General features: G+C 36.1%; 17 protein-coding genes. 5 read left to right on the top strand and 12 right to left on the bottom strand.

What is annotated here, in order from left to right:
• Positions 1 to 117 precede the first annotated feature (117 nt).
• Both OL225_RS19775 and OL225_RS19770 read right to left on the bottom strand, forming a co-directional pair.
• Positions 118 to 1,887: a M56 family metallopeptidase gene (locus tag OL225_RS19775; RefSeq protein WP_264519325.1), complete on the bottom strand. Its 1,770-nt coding sequence runs from the start codon at positions 1,885 to 1,887 to the stop codon at positions 118 to 120.
• Positions 1,888 to 1,889: 2 nt separating this feature from the next.
• A complete protein-coding gene (locus OL225_RS19770) occupies positions 1,890 to 2,261 on the bottom strand; it encodes a BlaI/MecI/CopY family transcriptional regulator (protein WP_047377234.1) in 372 nt (123 codons plus the stop codon).
• A 105-nt stretch (positions 2,262 to 2,366) separates the two neighbouring features.
• Between OL225_RS19770 and OL225_RS19765 the strand changes: the two genes are divergently transcribed.
• A complete protein-coding gene (locus tag OL225_RS19765; protein ID WP_264519324.1) occupies positions 2,367 to 3,584 on the top strand; it encodes a PQQ-dependent sugar dehydrogenase in 1,218 nt (405 codons plus the stop codon).
• 131 nt (positions 3,585 to 3,715) lie between these two features.
• Here OL225_RS19765 and OL225_RS19760 read toward each other — a convergent pair whose 3' ends face one another.
• The 8 genes from OL225_RS19760 to OL225_RS19725 all read right to left on the bottom strand — a co-directional run bounded on the left by OL225_RS19760 (position 3,716) and on the right by OL225_RS19725 (position 13,768).
• Positions 3,716 to 6,151, bottom strand: a complete 2,436-nt coding sequence (locus OL225_RS19760) for a TonB-dependent receptor plug domain-containing protein (RefSeq protein WP_264519323.1) — start codon at positions 6,149 to 6,151, stop codon at positions 3,716 to 3,718.
• A 162-nt stretch (positions 6,152 to 6,313) separates the two neighbouring features.
• On the bottom strand, positions 6,314 to 7,471 hold the full coding sequence (locus OL225_RS19755; RefSeq protein WP_052184705.1) for a pyridoxal phosphate-dependent aminotransferase: 1,158 nt from the start codon (positions 7,469 to 7,471) through the stop codon (positions 6,314 to 6,316).
• 2 nt (positions 7,472 to 7,473) lie between these two features.
• Positions 7,474 to 8,550 carry an FAD-dependent monooxygenase gene (locus OL225_RS19750; RefSeq protein WP_264519322.1) on the bottom strand — a complete coding sequence of 359 codons (1,077 nt, stop codon included), beginning with the start codon at positions 8,548 to 8,550 and terminating at the stop codon, positions 7,474 to 7,476.
• Between the two features lie 323 nt (positions 8,551 to 8,873).
• Positions 8,874 to 10,250 carry a tryptophanase gene (locus OL225_RS19745; protein ID WP_047377239.1) on the bottom strand — a complete coding sequence of 459 codons (1,377 nt, stop codon included), beginning with the start codon at positions 10,248 to 10,250 and terminating at the stop codon, positions 8,874 to 8,876.
• A 94-nt stretch (positions 10,251 to 10,344) separates the two neighbouring features.
• Positions 10,345 to 10,962, bottom strand: coding sequence for a DUF502 domain-containing protein (locus OL225_RS19740; protein ID WP_047377240.1), 618 nt, complete (start codon positions 10,960 to 10,962; stop codon positions 10,345 to 10,347).
• A 29-nt stretch (positions 10,963 to 10,991) separates the two neighbouring features.
• Complete coding sequence (locus OL225_RS19735; protein ID WP_264519321.1) at positions 10,992 to 11,570, bottom strand: tRNA-(ms[2]io[6]A)-hydroxylase; 579 nt, start codon at positions 11,568 to 11,570, stop codon at positions 10,992 to 10,994.
• A 74-nt stretch (positions 11,571 to 11,644) separates the two neighbouring features.
• Positions 11,645 to 12,733 carry an acyltransferase family protein gene (locus OL225_RS19730; RefSeq protein WP_264519320.1) on the bottom strand — a complete coding sequence of 363 codons (1,089 nt, stop codon included), beginning with the start codon at positions 12,731 to 12,733 and terminating at the stop codon, positions 11,645 to 11,647.
• A 147-nt stretch (positions 12,734 to 12,880) separates the two neighbouring features.
• Positions 12,881 to 13,768, bottom strand: a complete 888-nt coding sequence (locus OL225_RS19725; RefSeq protein WP_264519319.1) for a metalloprotease — start codon at positions 13,766 to 13,768, stop codon at positions 12,881 to 12,883.
• Between the two features lie 184 nt (positions 13,769 to 13,952).
• Here OL225_RS19725 and rplU point away from each other — a divergent pair, with 184 nt between their 5' ends.
• From rplU to OL225_RS19705, 4 genes are all read left to right on the top strand, one after another.
• Complete coding sequence (gene rplU / locus OL225_RS19720; RefSeq protein ID WP_081995486.1) at positions 13,953 to 14,531, top strand: 50S ribosomal protein L21; 579 nt, start codon at positions 13,953 to 13,955, stop codon at positions 14,529 to 14,531.
• 12 nt (positions 14,532 to 14,543) lie between these two features.
• On the top strand, positions 14,544 to 14,801 hold the full coding sequence (gene rpmA / locus OL225_RS19715) for a 50S ribosomal protein L27 (protein WP_027372929.1): 258 nt from the start codon (positions 14,544 to 14,546) through the stop codon (positions 14,799 to 14,801).
• 187 nt (positions 14,802 to 14,988) lie between these two features.
• Positions 14,989 to 15,156, top strand: a complete 168-nt coding sequence (locus OL225_RS19710) for a hypothetical protein (protein WP_264519318.1) — start codon at positions 14,989 to 14,991, stop codon at positions 15,154 to 15,156.
• A gap of 201 nt (positions 15,157 to 15,357) precedes the next feature.
• On the top strand, positions 15,358 to 15,531 hold the full coding sequence (locus OL225_RS19705; protein WP_264519317.1) for a bacteriocin-like protein: 174 nt from the start codon (positions 15,358 to 15,360) through the stop codon (positions 15,529 to 15,531).
• 89 nt (positions 15,532 to 15,620) lie between these two features.
• Here OL225_RS19705 and OL225_RS19700 read toward each other — a convergent pair whose 3' ends face one another.
• Together OL225_RS19700 and OL225_RS19695 are read right to left on the bottom strand one after the other, a co-directional pair.
• Positions 15,621 to 18,152 (bottom strand): DUF5686 family protein, encoded by a 2,532-nt coding sequence (locus OL225_RS19700; protein WP_264519316.1) that lies wholly within the window; start codon positions 18,150 to 18,152, stop codon positions 15,621 to 15,623.
• Between the two features lie 300 nt (positions 18,153 to 18,452).
• Positions 18,453 to 19,226: a hypothetical protein gene (locus tag OL225_RS19695; protein ID WP_264519315.1), complete on the bottom strand. Its 774-nt coding sequence runs from the start codon at positions 19,224 to 19,226 to the stop codon at positions 18,453 to 18,455.
• Positions 19,227 to 19,539 lie beyond the last annotated feature (313 nt).

The following is a 19,539-nucleotide window of genomic DNA, read 5'->3' as shown; positions in this document are numbered from 1 at the left end:
AAGAAATTATTAGACAGGATAATGTTTTGAAGATGAATATTTTGATAATAAAATTTTAACAGTCTAAACAAGAATAATTGAAATAATAAAAGCGCTATTTTTTAGCGCTTTTCATTATTAAGGTTTGGTAAAAGTCATTGTTGCGGGGATTTTCAGTACCGAAGAGATGGCTTTCCCATCTTTCGTGGCGGGTTTCCAGACTGTTTCGTTGCTTATGGCGGTCATTGTTTTAAGGAACTCCTTATTGAACACATCATTGTCACCGGAGGCAGTCACGTTGGTTGTTTTCCCTGTTTCATCTATATGAACATAGGCCATTGCTTTTATTGTTCCGTTCATTGGGTTCAGAGTACTTACATCCATGGTTTTGCCTATTTTTGTTCTGAGGTCTTTCATCCCGTTTGGATATTCAGCACTCACAAAGGTTTTGTCTTCCTGTAAGTTTGTGTTTTTACCTTCGCTGTTAATTGTATTATTTTCTCGTGGAGTGATGGTATCCTGAGTTTTTTTCAGCTCTGATCTTTTAAAGCCCATCATCATTGAGGATTTTCCCTCTTCTTTAGTTTTTGCAAAGTAAGGATGAGTCATTAAGCTAACCTGATACGGCTGAGGATTTTTTGCTGTTCTTGCATTCGGATAGACTTTACTGATATAAACATTTGAAAAATCTGTTTTCTTATAGTTTTTTAAGTCACTATTTTCAATTTTTTTTGCATCAATCCAGATTGCGTAATCATTTTTATTTAAAAATGCTTTCAGCTCATTCTCTGTTGGAATTCTTTTTTTCAATTCAGGCAGAGCAAAGAATGTAATCTTCTGTTCATTTTTCTGGCTTTCATTAAGTAAAGGATAGAGTTCTCCCAACCTCTTTTTATCACTTTCAGTAACCTTTTTTGAAAACTCTGCATATTTCCCATGATTCAGCAGATCAGTATACTTAGCCAGTATATCCTTAAATTCCTGGTAGGAATCCTGACCATTAGTCTGAACAGAGGCTTCTGTTATTTTTTCAGACATTTGAACACTCGCTGGATTACCTGCATAAGTTCTTTCAGAAAGGAATGCTGCTGCGGCAATCAATATTGTGATTCCAGCTGTTTTCCTTAACAGAATGAATTTCGATTTTTTTGTTTTCATCATAATAAATCTTTTTTTGGTGTTATTAAAATTAAATGAATGAGTAAGAGGAGGATTTTGGCGGCTAAGAATTTCTTCAAGAATAAGATTTTGGTATTCTTTAATATTATAATTCTTTTTCAGAACCGCTTCATCTGCTAAAAATTCATGATTTGTGATTACTGCTTTTTTATATAAGAAGAGAACAGGATTGAACCATGTAAAAATCTTTAAAATATTGAGAATTACTAAATCTACACTGTGTTTCTGATCAATATGAGCCTTTTCATGCAGGAATATCCTTTGGTCAATTCTATTATTTTCCATGTAGTTTTTCCCCATATATATTGTATTCCAGAAACTGAAAGGAGAAAGGCTTTCATCCGTTAATACGATATTGTAATGTTCATAAGCTTTTTTTTCTCCCCGGATTCTTCTCACAGATAAAAGAGCAAAAAGACTTTTTATGAGCAGAAAAAGTGTGATTATAGTATATGCGGCCCATATCATATTCATCCAGTTAAAGCTTTCCTGTTCCGGCTGAATAAAAACCATTTGCTGAGCCGTTTCTTCAATTATCATTTGTGGTTTGGTCTCCGCTTCAGGTCTTTGTATGGTAATGTTGATAAATGGAATGATATAAGAAAGCAATATGGCACTTAGTAAATACCATCTGTTGAATCTGTACATTCTTTCTTTTTCCAGGAAGAGATAATAAACGGCAATGAAAATAGAAGAGCACAGGATTATTTTCAGAATAATGGCTGCCATATCTATTCTTTTATCTGTTCATCTATGATATCGCGGAGTTCTTTCAGCTGCTTTTGACTGAGCTTGGTATTCGATGTAAAAAAGGAGGCAAACTGTGTTACCGAGCTGTTGAAAAAACGATCAATCATGGAAGACATTTCTTCCTTGAAATATTCCCCTTTTTCTATTTTTGGATAATATTCACGGGAATTTCCATACACTTGATAACCTACCAGGTCCTTGTTCTGCATTCTTTTAAGCAAGGTGGCAATAGTAGTTGCTGCAGGCTTAGGATCAGGGTAAGCTTCCAGAATATCCTTCATGAAAATCTTTTTCTTCTCCCAAAGAATTTCCATGAGAATTTTTTCAGAATCTGTTAATTTAATCTCTTTCATTCTACAATGTTGTAATTTGTTCTACAAATGTAGAATAAAAAATGAAACACACAAACTTTATGGCATTATTTTTCCATTCATTGTACAATCACCAATTCTAATGTTATGAAAATCAATCAATTTTATATCCCTGTCCTAAGTCTTTTTCTTATTTTATCATCGTGTAAAGAAAATCATGCGAATGCTCAGAAGACGGGAAATGATGGAAGTGTAGAGACAGAGAAGCCTAATTCTGACTTCCAACCGGCATTTAAAGGGCAGACAAGAATCAAGGCAGTAAAAAGTACAACGGCCTATAATGTAGAGATACTGAATAAAGATTTGGGAAGACCCTGGGGGATTATCAATTTACCTGACGGAAAATTTCTGATCACAGATAAGAATGGTCACATGAATGTTGTTTCATCTGATGGAAAGCGGGTTTCAAAAATAGAAGGTTTTCCAAAAGTGGATTCAAAAGGTCAGGGTGGAATGCTTGATGTAGCTCTTGATCCTGATTTTAAAGCTAATAATATTATTTATTTCAGTTTTTCAGAACCGTTTGGAAAAGGAAACTTAACTTCCGTGGCAAAAAGGAAGCTGTCCGCAGATCTCAAAAATATTTCAGAAGTGAAAGTTATTTTCCGTGCAGAACCTTCTTACGACGGAGATAAACACTATGGGAGCCGTCTTGCTTTTGATAAAGATGGGAATTTATTTGTCAGTACAGGAGAAAGATCAGATAAGGTAACCCGTGTATATGCTCAGAAAACGGATAATTATCTTGGGAAAATTCTAAAAATCACAAAAGACGGAAAACCGGCTCCGGGAAATCCTTTTATCGGAAAGTCTGGATATAAGCCTGAAATCTATGCTTATGGTGTCCGAAATCCTCAAGGAATGGCCATTGATCCTAATGGTAATTTATGGGATGTGGAGATGGGGCCGAGAGGTGGAGATGAAATTAATCTGATCCAGCCTGGAAAAAATTATGGATGGGGTGATGTGACATATGGAATTGAATATTCTGGAGACAAAGTAGGAGAGGGAATCACCCAAAGAGAAGGAACTGAACAGCCTGTTTACTACTGGGATCCTGTGATTTCACCAAGCGGAATTACTTTTTATACAGGAAATATCGAGGAATGGAAAGGAAACCTGATTATCGGATGTTTAAGTGGTGAGCATATTGACAGAATTGTAATGAAAGATAATAAAGTGGTAGGTGAAGAACGTCTTCTTGTAGATCAGAAAGAACGCTTCCGTGATGTGCTGAACGGAATGGACGGAAATCTTTATGTGGTAACCGACAGTGGTAAGCTTTATAAAATTTCAAAAAAATAGAGAAAACTGTATCAAAATGTTATTCTGAACGAAATGAAATGTAGAATCTTATGTTATTGGTTTATAAATGAGATTCTTCCTTCGTCAGAATGACAAAGGTGAAACCTTTGATACAGTTTCTTTTTATTCTCTTAAAACTTAAAGTTAAGTCTGGCAAAAGCCTGTCTTCCGGCAAATCCCATCTGTACAGGGTCAAAAATACCTCCGGATTCTGTATTCCCGCTGGTTACCTGAGTGGTTTGCAGCGTAGGATATCTGTTGAATAAGTTTTTACTACCCAGTGTCAGATTCAGATTCTTGCAAAACTCGTAGCCGAAAGAAATATCGGTAGTTACTTTTGGATTGTAGATCTGTTCTGTACCATCATACCCAATCAGTGTTGCTTTGTCAAACCTTACCAACTGCAGGTTCGCATTGAATTTGTTGATCTTATAATTGAGGTTTAAATTGACTTTTGTTTTTGGAGCAGAAGCAAGGATAAAAGCCTTTTCTCTCTTACTCAGATAAATATCTTCTTTCCCTGCCAGCTGTTCTGAAGTATTTACTTTTGTGATTTCCATATCATTATAGTTTCCGGCTAAGGTAGCAGTCAGTTTCCCGGAACCAAGGTTTTCAGTATAACTTAAAATAAGATCTACTCCTTTTGTTTTGGTGTCTATAGCATTGGAGAAAAATTGTACCTGGTCAATAAATGGATTTTCTGCCTGAACATCTGCCGGCAGGTCTGCCTGTGCAAAATATCCGGTAAGAACGATTCTGTTTTTTACCTGAATATAATATCCATCCACTGTTGCTGTGAATTTTCCTGTATTGAACGTAAATCCGGCACTTCCATTCACCGATGTTTCCTGTTTCAATTGAGGAATTCCAAGGCTGCCTGCAATTTTGCTGTCGTTAGAAGCAAGCTGAATAGTAACCAATTGACCGCCCTGAAAGTTGGTAAACTGCTGGCTGTAGTATTTCTGAGCCAGAGAAGGAGCCCTGAACCCGGTAGAAACAGAACCACGGAAGGCAAATTGCGGAGTGATCGCATATCTTGTCGCGAATTTTCCATTTAAAGTACTTCCGAAATCATTATAATTTTCAAATCTTCCGGCAACACTTACCATCCAGTTTTTTGTAACGTCAAGTTCAGTGTCTATATATGCCGCAAAGTTATTTCTGCTTTTGCCAATATCTGTAGAATATCCCGGAAATCCCTGAGAACCACCTGGTCTTATATTCCCACTTAAAGGGTTGGTGACCAGTAAGTTTTGGGGAGTACTGGCGGTCACAAGATTGCCGTTTACATCATACATGGCATAAGAAGCTTCTTCTCCTTTGATGATATCAAATTTTTCATACCTGAATTCCGATCCGAAAGCGATATTAAGCCCTTCCAGTACTTTGAACTGTTTCACCGCATTAAAACCGGTTGTATTCTGTAATAACGAATGTCCTCCGGCATTAAAGCTTGTAGGCGATTTGACCCCCAGAGTGGCATTAATTGTATTGTCAATCTGATAGGTAAATCTGTTGTTGCCAAAAGCATTATAAAAATCTACGTCCCATCCTGCAACCTTGAATTTCAGGCCGTTGTCAAACGTGAAATCTGTAATGCTTGTATTTTCAATAGGATTAAATCCTGTAGGGTAAACTTCAGGAATATTTCCGTCTGCATCTGCTGATCTGGTCCAGGCGTAGGCTTTGGTATTTCTATGTGAAAAGCCCTGACGGGAATAGAATTTCAGACCATCAGATAAAGGAAGCTCAATATTCCCGAAAAAGTAAATGTTCTGAGCTTTTGCATCCCCGAAACGCTGTCTTGGTGCTAGCGGATCATTGTAAATATCAGGATTTGCATTTCGTATCGCATAATCTTTGTTGATAAATTCTACCGTAAAGTTTCCAAAACCTCCTTTTGAACCTATTTTAGTTCCTAAATTTCCACTGAAATCAAAGGTTGTTCCGTCCACTTTGTGATCAGAAACCACATCATTATTTCCGGGACTTTTGAAAAGATTCATTCCATAAAAAGCATTTCCTTCAAAACCTTTATCGCGGTCATTAAGAATGACATTGATTACCCCCGCGATAGCATCAGAGCCATATTGAGCTGAAGCGCCGTCACGAAGGACCTCCACTCTTTTTATGGCACCAATGGGAATGGTATTCATGTCGTATCCCGTATTCCCTCTTCCTTTGGTTCCGAAAAGGTTGATCAGTGAAGATTGGTGATATCTTTTTCCATTTAACAAAAGGAGGGTCTGATCAGGCCCTAAACCTCTTAAAGTGGCAGGATCTACTGCATCAGCACCGTCAGACCCTGATTGTTTGTTGGAATTGAAAGAAGGTGCAGAAAACTGTAAAAGCTGGTTGATTTCTACTTGCCCTGTTGACTGACTTACCTGCTTGATGTCAATGATATCAATTGGAACAGGCGTATTTACTACTGTTCTTTTTTTATTCCGGCTTCCGGTGATGGCTACTTCGTCTATCTTAGATTCTTTCAAGGTGTCCTTTATTTGCTGGGCATAGGATAGCGTGGAAACTCCAAGAAAAATAACGCTGATGTATTTTATTTTCATATAGATAATTTTGGGTGGTGATTTAATCAAAATTATCAATATTTATTTTTAAATCAATAGTAAAGTTAAATATTTAGTATGAATTTCTTAATTTAATATTGATTCGCATTAAATTCGGTAAAATAATAACTTAATATCTAAATTTAATGAAAAATTTTAATGTTAAAAGCTGGTAATGATTCTGTTAATTCCTTCTTCTAAAATTTCCTGTGATGTGGAGAAGCAAATTCTGATATGTCCTTCCGCTCCTTTTCCGAACCATCTTTCTGACCCCGGAACGATGGCAACCTTTCCCTGTTTTAAGACGTGTTGGGCAAATTGATCGCTGGACATTCCGTTTTCAATCTTTGGAAACAGGACAAAAGTAGCCTCAGGCAGATTAGGATTTACAATTTCTGAACGGCTTAGTAATTCAAAAGCAAGATTCCTGTTGCTCTGTAAATGCGCTAAAAAATCTTTATACCAAGGCATTGCTTTCTCCAGAGCTACACTTCCGGCAATCTGTGACAAAGTAGAAACACCTTCTATTGTTGAATTGAAATTGGATTTCTCTGTAAAATCCTCAAGGATATCCTGATCATTACACAATACAGCCCCGATTCTCAATCCTGCTATTCCAAATGACTTTGAAAATCCATAAACGGTAAAGCTTTTTCTCTTTGCTTTCTCAGAAACGGAAGAATAGGTATGAAAATCTTTGTTGTCATAAATAATATCACTCCAGATTTCATCACTCATCACCCAAAGATCGTGAGCTGAAGCAATCTCTGCTATTCTTATTAATATTTCTTTAGAATATACCTTTCCCAGGGGATTATGCGGATTGCAGATGCTTATAAGTTTGGTTTTGGGATTAATTAAGGAAATCAGTTTTTCAAAATCAATGTCTCCTGTTATAGTATTTACAGGGCAAAGCATCACTTTTCCTCCTGCTGTTTCTACTGATTTTTTGAAAAGAAAATCTACAGGATCCAGAATAATGGCTTCATCTCCCGGATTCAGAACATAAGAAGCAATCAGGAACATTCCCTGAGCAGCGCTGTTGACTGCCAAAACATTTTCAGGAGAAAAAGTTCCGTGTTTCTCCTTATTGAAATGATCTGCAACACTTTTTTTGAATTCAGGAAGACCGGAAAACGGCCCATAGCTTAGATAGCCGTCTTTAAGGTATTCGATGATTCCCTGTTCTATTTCATGAGCTGTCCTGAAATCAGGATCTGCTGCCGTAAGAGGAATGATTCCTTCTTCCAGGGTTGCCCATCTTCCGTTATAGGCTTTTCTTTTCAGGGCTTCAAAATTGATATCGTTATTGCTGAACATATTTATTTATAAGATATGGGTAAAATGTTTTCTGTTTGTTGGCTGAGTGGAAGCAGGAACTGGTTGAGTAATATTCTTCCGTTGTTGATGTGAATTTCAATTTCAGGTTTTCTGTCTGCTTCATACTTGCTGAATGCTTCTGCTTTATTTTTTTCTTCAACTAAGTACTTCGTTAATGTAAAAGAATCTTTCAGTGCAGAAGTTACTCCCTGGCTCGTAAAAGGAATCAGCGGATGGGCTGCATCTCCTATGAATACAATATTATCCTTATAAAACGGATTCAGTTTTTCCAACTCATACACACGCCATAAATGTACGTTTTTATAGTCTGATTTCTGTATAATTGATGGGACTAAAGGATGCCAGTTTTGAAAAACTTCAAGCATGTATTTCCTTAGGTTCTCTGCTGAACACTCATTGATCGTGTATTTCTCATTATCAAACTGTGAATACCAAAGAATAGTATCAGTGGAAAGTTTAAGAATTCCAAATGTCAGACCTCCCTCTTCATGATGGAATTTTATAAAGTCATTTTCAATAGAATCTGCAATTTCTTTATCCTGAATGATATTAACTACTTCACTTTCTCTTGCCAGATTTATGGTTTCATCTTTAAAAAGGTAATTTCTGATACGGCTTTTAGAACCATCGGAGATAACAGCAATGTCTGAGTCAATATCCGTTCCGTCCAAAAGTTTCAGTTTTCCATTCTGTCTGTCATCGGGAATTATGGTTTGTTCGTAGGTTATTTTTTCAGGAGAAATATTTTGAGTCAGAAGATCAATTAATGAATGTCTCGAAATTGCGAAAACATTGTTCAACTCCTTTTCTGCCAGCATTTTCCCCGTATGGGAGTACTGTATATATTTTTTTAGAAAATTTCCATGCCGAAGAAGAAGATCGGAATCAAGGATCTGGTAAAGGTATTCCATCCCTTCTTCTGGAATGAGAAAGCCATGTCCTGCTAGATCTTTCTTTTTTCTCCTTTCGTAAATGTGATAATCAATCTTATGTTTTTCTAAGTAATTCGCCATGGTTAAGCCAGAGATACCGGCACCCACGACAGTAATTTTCTTCATTTTCGGAATAAAGTATTTTTCAGGTTGGTTTTTTGAGTATTTTTTTAATCTTCTTTAGATAAATACAAAATTAAAATTAAAAACCTTCACTATTTCAAAAAATGAGTCAATTTGATTTTTGTTTTATAAAAGATAAAAAGAAAATGATAGTAGATAATTTATAATAAATAAATATGATTAATTTATGGTTATTTATAAAGGGTATTTATCGTAATGATGAAATGGTTTTAAGATTGTTAAGTGGAAATGGACTGAAGGATATATAAAGAATAAGATTGTTTATGTAACGCATAAAAAAACCGGAAAAAATTCCGGTTTTATGATTAAGCTTTTTCAAGCTGAACAGTAAAGTGTCTTAAGATTTCCGGTTCCCAGGTGATCTTGTATCCTTTTGCTATTTCTTCACGTCTTTCATAAACGTTCTTGATAGCAGCAGCAATATAATCCATATGGTTATTGGTGTAAGTTCTTCTAGGGATTGCCAGACGTACCAATTCTAATTTCGGATAACGGTTTTCCCTTGTAGCAGGATCTCTGTCTGCCAATAATGTCCCGATTTCTACGGTTCTGATACCTGCTTCCTTATAAATTTCAAGGCCTAATGTCTGTGCCGGATATTCTTCACGGGAAACATTCGGAAGGAAGTTTAAAGAGTCGATGAATACAGCATGTCCTCCGATAGGTTTCTGAACAGGGATTCCGTATTCAATCAGTTTATTCCCCAGATATTCAACCTGAGAGATTCTGCTTTCAAGATAAGCAAACTCAGTCGCTTCATCAAGACCTACTGCCAATGCAGCCATATCTCTTCCGGCCATTCCCCCATAGGTAATAAATCCTTCATAGATAATGGTAAAGTTGGATGCTTTTCTGAAAACCTCTTCATTATTCAGAGCAATGAATCCACCGATGTTTACTAAGCCGTCTTTTTTGGAACTCATCGTCATTCCATCTCCGTAAGAGAAAATTTCCTTACAGATTTCTTTGATGCTTCTGTTTTCCTGTCCTGCTTCTCTTTTTTTGATGAAGTAAGCATTCTCTGCAAATCTCGCTGAATCAAAGAATACAGGAATTCCATATTGGTCAGAAAGTGCTTTTACAGCCTTCATATTTTCTAAAGATACAGGCTGCCCTCCTGAAGAGTTACATGTAATGGTAATTAAGCAGAAAGGAATGTTTTCTTTAGGGTGGCTTTTATAAACTTCTTCCAGCTTTTCAAGGTTGATATTTCCTTTGAAAGGGTGAAGGTCATTAATGTCAAAAGCTTCATCTATTGTACAGTCGATGGCGTGTGCCTTTCTAATTTCGATATGTCCTTTTGTGGTGTCAAAATGAGAGTTCCCCGGAACTACATCACCTTCCTTTACCAATACTGAGAAAAGAACGTTTTCAGCAGCTCTTCCCTGGTGTGTAGGTAATAAATATTTGAATCCTGTAATTTTTTCAACAGTTTTCTGTAATTGTTCAAAAGAACGGGATCCTGCGTAGCTTTCATCCCCGGTCATCAATGCAGACCATTGTTTATCAGACATTGCTCCGGTTCCTGAATCGGTAAGCAGGTCAATATAAACATGTGAAGATCTTAAATTGAAAAGGTTATAATTAGCTTCTTTAAGCCATTGCTCTCTTTCTTCTCTGGTGGATTGATAGATTTCTTCCACCATTTTAATGCGGAAAGGTTCCGCGTACGGTAAATTCATGAGTTAAATTATGTTTTAAATTGTTTGTAAAGAAAATGTGCTTGAAAATAATTTTTCAAAATTCATCAATGTATAGATAAGCCGGAAAGAGTGATTATTCCGGAGCCTTAAATATATTTTCATCAGAATGGAATCCGGCTACACCGCCGCTCACTGCAAACTTCATTGCAGAAGCTGCTGTCATTCCCACTACAGGTTTGATGTTTTTTTCTTCAGTAACAATTACCCAGCCCGAGATGGCGTACGAGTGGGGAAGATATACCGCAACGTAATTATGCTTGTCAACGTCCGACATTTCTTTTTGAGTTAAAAAACCAATTCTCCAGATTTCCGGATTTTCATTGGTTTTTACCCATACAGGATCGTTGAATTTTTTCTTGTCACCTACGAATGAAGACATTACGTCTTTTGTAGGAGTGTAGATATGTTTTACTCCCGGAGTTTTCTCCAGCAAGCTGTCCATCGTATCGAAAAAGAATCTTCCGACTACGAATTTATTTCCTAGATACCCTAAAATAGCAGTAAACAGAATGATGGATACGAATACAAGCCCAGGGATCTGCTTGGCCAGCGAAGGAACAAGATTGTCAATTGCACTTACAATATACCAAATTACAAAAATAGTAAGCCCGATAGGACCAATGATAACCAATCCCTGGAAAAAGTTTTTCAGGAATAAATTGGCAATATTTTCAAAGCTTGGCTTCTTCAATGTATATTCTTTACTGTTTCTATTTTAATTTAACCGTGAATAGTTTCTTTGTTTCCATAAGATTTTATGATACTGGCTTCATATTCCAGCCATTCTTCCCAACGTTTGTTTACTTTCTCCGGATCTCCAAGCTGTCTTGCAAATCCAATGAATGTACTATAATGATTAGCTTCAGAAATCATCAATTCTTTATAGAAAACTTTAAGTTCTTCGTCTTTGATGTTTTCAGTAAGAACCTTGAATCTTTCGCAGCTTCTGGCTTCAATCATAGCGGCAAAAAGCATTTTGTCTACGATGAGGTTCTCTCTTGTTCCCTGAACGATAAATTTCGCCAGTTCATTCACATAATCATCTTTTCTTGCTCTTCCAAAGGTATATCCTCTTTTTTTAATGATCTCATGAACCTGATTGAAATGATCCAGTTCTTCCTGTGCAATGGCAAGAAGTTCTGTCACAATCTCAGGATATTCCGGAAGCATTGTTATCAGGCCTATGGCATTGGTAGCTGCTTTTTGCTCGCACCAGGCATGATCTGTTAAAATTTCTCCGATGTTTCCTTCTGCAATATTTGCCCACCTTGGATCGGTAGGGAGTTTCAACTTAAACATGTTGTAAAATTTTTGTAAATTTAAACAAATTGAGATAAGAAATGTGACTTTATTTCAATTTGATAGTTAAAGTCTTAAGATGCGGTCTTTCTTCTTAAGAATTCCAGAATCTTCCAGCCTGAGGTATCTACCTTTTTCAATCCCGCAGAAATAATGAAGGCTAAAATGATATTAATGCCATAAATAATGATCATTAATATCCACCACGGCATATTTTCTTTTAACGGGACAACCAGGAAATAGACCAAAGAAGAACTGATTCCCTGGGCAAAGTAGAAGAAAATAGCATTCTTTCCGATGTGGGTGATAAAGTTTTCTTTTGTAATCTTTAATCGGTTATAAAGGACAAATAGTGTTACCAAAGAGAACAATGTCCAGATGATGTAAGGGATTTTAGGCGGAAATTTGTTTTTATTGATTTTATAGAAAATTTCTCCTCCATAGTACCAGAACATCCATACAAGAGCAACTCCCACAAGTGCATATAAGACAGGGATTGCTTTGGCCGGAATCTTTTTCCCACGCATTTTGTTTCCAATTAAAAAAACAGAAAGATAAAAAGCTACATATCCCACCTGTCCGGTTGGATAATATTCCGGGAAGATGTTAAATAATAAGGTTAAACCTATACAAAGCCCGATAAACCAATTGATATGTTTCGGGAAGAACCTTAAGATAAGGACACCAAAAACAGTTAGTACATAATAAACTTTAAGATACCAGAAGCTTCCCATCACCACAGGAAAAGTGTCAGCATTGGTATATTGATGAAGATACCAGTTGCCCAGATTTTCCCATTGAGGAGTTGCTGAAAAGCCGGTGGTAGAATATTTTGATCCAAATGTGGAATAAAAACTTTGGAGCCATTCCATAGAAAAGAAACTCAGTCCGAAAATTTTAAAGAAATAATCTAAAAAGAACAGGAAAGTCACAAATATCATATAGGTAATCTGCAGTTTTAGCAGGCGGTACAACGTTTTTTCAATATTGGCTCCGGAAGTAATCCCACTTAGGGCATAAAAAAGGGCAACGTCAAAAACGAGTGAGAAGACTCTTATTTCTGCAGGAATATAAAACTGGCCAGACCAGAAAGCAGTATGGATAAATATGATAGAAAGTGTAGCCAGTCCTTTGGCGAAATCAATATAGAGATCTCTGTTCATTATAGATTGCTTGGAGGTTCTTTTTGTTATTTTTTCAAAAATACAAACAAATGATTTTATAGAACATAAAAACTTTTAAAAACAAAAAAGGGGCGGAACATACTGCCCGCCTCCTTTCTTAAATATGCTAAAAATGAATGTTCTTGTTTATTGAAGATGTTTAAATTCTTCTGCGGAAATTTCTCCTGACTGAATTTTTCTCAGTTCATCTATGTATTGACTCATGTAGGCGTCAATTTCAGGATTTACTGTGTTTTTAGCCATCTTGTAAGTTCCGTTTAATACTCCCTGATAATAATAGAAGAAATTATAATCGAAATTGGAAGCGTTAAGGTCATACTGCCCCAAAAGGAATCCTAAACGCACTGCTGATCTTCTCTGTGCAGGTGTTCCGTGATGTCCGGGATTGGTAGTCTGATAATCTCCGATACTTTGAGCAAACTCATAAGCTGCTGCAATTTCCGGGAAGCTTGTTTTATTGTATCCATTAGGTCTTCTCAAATAGTATCCTGCAAAACCATCAGCTTCAAGCTCGTTAGGTCTGGCTGTATTTTCGTTTACAGATGGAAGTCCAAAGATATACTGTAGCTGATGTCCGTACTCATGAGCGAGGATCATAGCATTCACAATATCGCCGCCTTTTGATTTTGCATCATAATAGATAGCGTATCCATAATAGATTTTTCCGGTAGAATAGGAAATTGCATTGTACGTTGAATTGTAATTGGATGGATCATTTACAAATCTCAGAGTAGGATTGCTTCTTCCCCACATACTTGCAATTTTAGTCATCTGACCGTTCATAAAGTTGGTGTCTGTGGAATTTTGAAGTCCGGTCAATAAAACTGAATTAGAGCTCCAGTTGTTATCTACGTAAGAGCAGATTTTTTCAAGATCTCCTGGCTGATCAATTTTTGCACTAAGTGTTTCTGGCTGAGGTTGAACATTGTTGTCCATTTGGTCATCACTACATGCTGTCAATGAAGTTACAGCAATGGCGCCTGCTAGTAAGCAGAGATTAAAGTTTCTTTTCATATATAAATTCAATTTGGTAAAACGAAGGTATGAAATTATCTCTTAAGTGTGAGTACATTATTAAAAAAAATTATTCAAAACATAGTGAATAGGATTTTAATTAAAAAAACATTGCTTTGATTGTAAGCTAATTAGAAATTTATATGTATATTTGCACCTCGAAATAACTAAAAATTTATAAACAATGTTTGCAATTGTAGAAATAGCAGGGCTTCAATACAAAGTTGAGCAAGACCAGAAGTTGTTTGTAAACCGTTTAAAAGGAGATAAAGGAGGAAAAGTTTCTTTCGATAAAGTTCTTCTTACTGTAAACGGTGCAATCACTGTAGGCGCCCCAGCTGTAAACGGAATCACTGTGGAAGCAGAGATCCTTGACCACGTAAAAGCTGATAAAGTAATCGTTTTCAAAAAGAAAAGAAGAAAAGGTTACAAAGTGAAAAACGGTCACAGACAATCTTTAACTCAAATCGTAATCACTGGTATTACTGGTTTTGAAGGTGGAGCTAAAAAAGCTGCTGCTAAAAAAGAAACTGTGAAAGGTGAAGTTCTTTCAGACAACGCAACTGTTAACTTTAGTGAAGATCACGAGTTGAACTATCACTTAAAGAAAAACAACTTGTCTCAGTCTAAAGAGAACAGAGAAACTTTAATTACTTTAGGTAAAGCAGTTAAAGTGGAATTAGAAAAGAATATTCTTACTCATGAAGAAGTAGATGCTGCTATCATTAAGAATATCGATCAATTTAAAGCACTTAATAAATAATCCAGTAATAAAATGGCACACAAGAAAGGAGTCGGTAGTTCCAAGAACGGTAGAGAGTCTCACTCTAAAAGATTAGGTGTGAAGATTTTCGGAGGACAAGCAGCTATTGCCGGAAATATTATTGTTAGACAAAGAGGTACTCAGCACCACCCAGGTGATAACGTGGGAATCGGTAAAGATCACACTTTGTTTGCATTAGTAGATGGTAAAGTAGTTTTCAGAAAGAAAGCAAACAACAGATCTTTCGTATCTGTAGAGCCAAACGCATAATTTTGTAAGCGTTTTATAAAAATTAAAACCTCAGCAAATGCTGAGGTTTTTTTTATTCAGAATAGTCCATGTTGTATTGTATTCTTTTCTTTGTGAAATATTTTATATTTGTTAACTGTCCAATTTTGAAACAGTTGCGTATGCCGAAAAGCAAAAAGAGTAGACAGTTTATTAAAACAAAATATCTATGAAAAATGTAAGAAAATTAAACAGAGAGAATTTAAAAAGATTAACAGGAGGAGTGGCCGCAGTTTGTCCTTCTATGTTTCAGTCTTGTGATGAATGGTGCAGATGGTCTCCATGGCAGAAATCACATTGTATGCTTTCTCAGTCGTGTACAGAGTGTTTTGAATGATATTGAATAAAACCGAAGCTTCTTTGGATTTCGGAGAAAGCTGGATATTTAATGATGTCCTGCTCTTTTTATTTAAAGTTAAAAAAGTTTAATAATATCTTTCAGCAGTGAAATATTTATATATTTGTCCGGAATTAAATAAAAAATCATTGCGGAAGCCGAAAAGCAGAGAGAGTAGGCAACAAATAAAACTAAATAATCATGAAAAATTTGAAAAAATTAACGAAGAAAAGCCTTAAAGAAATCAATGGAGGAGCGGCTTTAGCATTATGTCCACCAAAACCCATTACATCATGTGATATCTGGTGCGGAATGACAAAGGAGCAGAAAATGCGTTGCCTGCTTGATGTAGAAGAGCCATGTGAGTGCTTTTAATTATCATCTTTGACTTTTTTTATAAAGCTGAAAATAAAAGATCGGCGGTTTCAAAGAAGCCGCCGATCCTGTTTTATATTATATTCTGTCTAGAATCCTACCTGGAATCCTGCTTTAACCCCAAATTTTGAAATATCCGGTCTGTCAAGATAGTTTCCTCTCCAGTTGAAGTCTACTCTGAAGATTCTAAGGTTTCCGATTCCTATATTTTCAATCCCGAATCCGTATTCATAATAAATATGTTCACTTGGCGCGGAATATTTAAAACCTTCTACGTTGATTGCCTTGGAAGCATCACTTAACGTTCCGTAAGCTCCTCTGATGAATGCAACTTCTCTGAGTTTTAGTTTTTTAATCAAAGGAATGTAAGAAAGGATTTTGCCGTTAAAATGGTGTTCCAGTTGAAGTGTAGTATAAGCATCCGTAACAAACTCATAATAGTTAAGCTGAGAGAATGTATTAGGTACCAAACCATAGGACAGGTTGGCCGGAATGATGTTCTGCAGTGCCAATGGAACAGTGTTGAAATTCTTTCCTGCCTCAAAATTCACAACCAATTTACCCATGCTTCCAATTAAAAATGGTTTATAAAGCATGAATTGAAGCTTATCATAATTGAAGTCAGCATTAAATAACCCTTCAATACCTCTGGTATATCTTAAAACAATGGTTGGTGCAAGGTTTCTGGCCTGGTAACGGTCAATTCCGGTTTGTGAGAACTTAGCTCCCGGTTTTGCAATTAAGCTGATGGTAACGTGAGAATCATTAACTGTTTGTCTCAGCTGCCCATCTTTGTGATACATAAGGTTGAATTTCTCGGGAATGGCAGATTTAATGCTCTGCATCACTCCATCCACTCTTATCTGGAAGTTTTTCCAGGGTTCAATAGCTGCAAAAACACTTGTTTTGTTTACAGAGCTTAAAGAAATGTTCTCTCCTCTTGCAAAAAAGGTGCTGGAAGATGAAGATTGTGGGGTAACACCATCACCGGATGTAAGCTGCCCCCCAAGCTGAACAATATCTCTGCTGGTTCCTGCTCCAATCATAAAACGGTTAAGCTTATTGAACATATATCTTGCTTCCACGCCATATTTAAACTGTTGATCTTTGAACCCATAAGCTGTATAAAACTGAGCTCTCCAGGTATCATTCAATCCGAAATAGGTTCTTGCTCCTAATCTTATTCTGTCTCCTTCCACTTCATTTCTTCCATAAATAGAGAAAATAGGACCGATATCTATTCCTTTAAAGGCATTGTAATACCTTGAACCAAGGGTCTCAAACAGTTTTACCATTCGGTTGAATTTTGGGGTCTGCTGAAGCTGATCAAGCATGTTGTAAACGCCCTGTTCTGCTTTTGATAAAGTGTCAGGTCTGGCTTTAGTCCAATATGCATCGTCTTTATTGGTGAACTTGTCTTCATATTCCTCTTCCGTACGTTTGAATACTTTTGGATCAAGAGGCTTATTAAACTGATATTCGGAATAATCTACCGATCTTTTGGCTATAATACTTTTAGCACCTTTCTTTTTTGAAAAAGGGCTCATTTCAAATTCTGTAATCAGTTTTTTAGGAAGAAAAGTTGTTTCATCAGGATTGTCGTACTCCACCTGAGTATAGACACTGTTGACGAAATTTACATTGATTTTCTGGGTTGACTTTAGTGTTGCCCCTAAAACGGCATAGGTATCCGTATCTATATAAAGGTTTCCCTGAAAGGCAAGGATATCTTTTCTCTTGGGCTGATATCTGATCTGAAAGGCTTTTTCACCACGAATAGTAATGGTATCCATAAGACTATAGTCGTAAGTGCTGAATCCATCTGTTCCCACAGGGCTTTGGAATCCGATATCAAAATAATTTAAGGTATTGTCGTAGATGTTGATATCCCGATAGAGATTTTTAGCTGAAACAGTAATCACCTGGTTGTCCTGAAAACCTGATGTTTTTTGAGCAACTAATGTTCTTTTGCTGTCCTTATCTGGCCTGTTTTTACCAAAATTTTCATATACTGCTTCATTCAAAAAGATGGGAAGACCCAGTCTTCCACTTGCTGTAGAATCAGCATAATCGAAAATGAAATCCAGTTTATTGAAAATCTTTTTCTTCATGAAGGCACTATCCAGATTGTTGAGGTCAAATTGGGTTTTTTCGTATTCTTTATACGAGTAGGTATCAAATTTTTCTAACCCATTATTTCTTTTTTGTGCCCATACTTTTTGCATGATAGCGTAAGCGGGGTTTTCTTTTTTATTCTTGTATTTAGTTTTGCCGCTTTGAAGGACAATTTCCTGGATGTCACTTACTTTAGCCTGTGAAAGTTGTACGAAAATATTTTCGGCATTTTCAGGGGTAATATCAAGCGTTTCTGTAGTATAACTTTTTCTGGAAAATTTTAGCTGATGGATAATACTGTCTGACTGAACGATGAAGCTGCCTGAAGTTGTCGTCAGGGAAGGTGTTTTGCTATTGTTGATAAAAATATCAACCTTAGTGAGCTCTTTATTATTTTTTTCGTCAACCACCCTGCCACTGGCCCGGTTTTGAGCGCATACGGAACTGGAGAGGATCAGGAAAAAAAATAAAAGATAGTGTTTTTTGGAGTTATTGTTTAACATCATTCGTTTCTTCAGGCAATTAGCATAAACAAAAAGTATGCAGTTTATTAAAAAAAATAGGTAAAAAAATAAAATATTTTTAGTATCCCCTATAAAACGGCAAATGTAGGGAAAATTATATATGTGATTATTAAAATTAAACGAGAAATTTTAATGCTTAAAGGATAATAATCAGGGTATTAATAGAATGTGAAGAGATGCGATGTTACCAAGCCGCCGGTTGTTATTTTGGTTTAAAATATATACAAAAAAAGACCTACATTTCTGTAAGTCTTTTGCCTGTGTTGTAGGCTAGGGGTTGTATTAATAATTCGTTAGCTGAATCATCATGCTCACATTTTGTGCTGTGCCTGAGTTTTCTTCGACATAAACTTTGAAAGAATTAGGGGTAATGTCGTGAATTACAGGTTGATACCAGTCATTATCTCTGTTGTATTGTGAATAGTTATTTCCTGACACATTAGATAATATAGTAACCGTGATATTCTGAGGTCCGGATAAATTCAAATTGTGGGTTACCAATAAGTCATCACCTCCTGTAACATCCGTTTTAGATGATGAAACAATAAACCCTGTGGTAGGTAAATTAACAGTACCTGTAAAACCATTAATATCTCCATAATTGATTGAACCATAAAATGAAGAGTAGGTTTGTATAGAAGTGGACATCCTATCCCATTTTGTTCCATCATTAATATATAAGCCTGGTGAAACATTGTTGGGTTGCGTTCCGGATGTCGCTGTATTATAAACTACCATACCCTGGACATGAGTAGATAAAGGCAAAGCAAGATTGGTTGCAGCAAGCTCTAGTCTGGGAGGTAATAATCCTTTATCTGCAGAAGAGATATCCAATATAGATGAGCTGTTAGGAACTGTAGTTCCTATTCCTACACTTCCGGTAGCAGTTACAACAAAATCATTAGCTTGTTGGGCAGTTGTTGGCAAACCTGTTGTAGCATTATCTTTGCCTCCATCTACATTAAATATACCCTGAGGATTAGGAGTATTAATCCCTACCTGAGAATGAAAAATTTTCGAAAGAATAATAAATACAATGTAAAAGCTCTTTTTCATGTCGTAAATGTTTTTGAATTAAAGGAGATATTATTCGGCTATAAAGCCTTTTTATAAGCAATCGGGAAAATTTTGAATTGCTAATTAAATATGTGTTTTTGTGTTTTCCATCAATTTGTTTTTAGAATCGCTATCGTTGGATATACAGAAATGCAGGAACGGGGAAAAACTGCGAAATAAAAAATTGTAAACTTCATCATCATAGAATGTATTATGGAACATGAAGAAATTTTCTTCTCATATGTGGAGGGAAATTACATGTGATTGTTCCGTGATTTATATTTGCAAATTTAGGAACAGAAGGATAGCAGAA

The sequence above is a fragment of the Chryseobacterium viscerum genome (assembly GCF_025949665.1).
GTDB classification, from domain to species: Bacteria; Bacteroidota; Bacteroidia; order Flavobacteriales; family Weeksellaceae; genus Chryseobacterium; species Chryseobacterium viscerum_A.
This window is presented reverse-complemented; position numbering and strand designations above follow the sequence as displayed.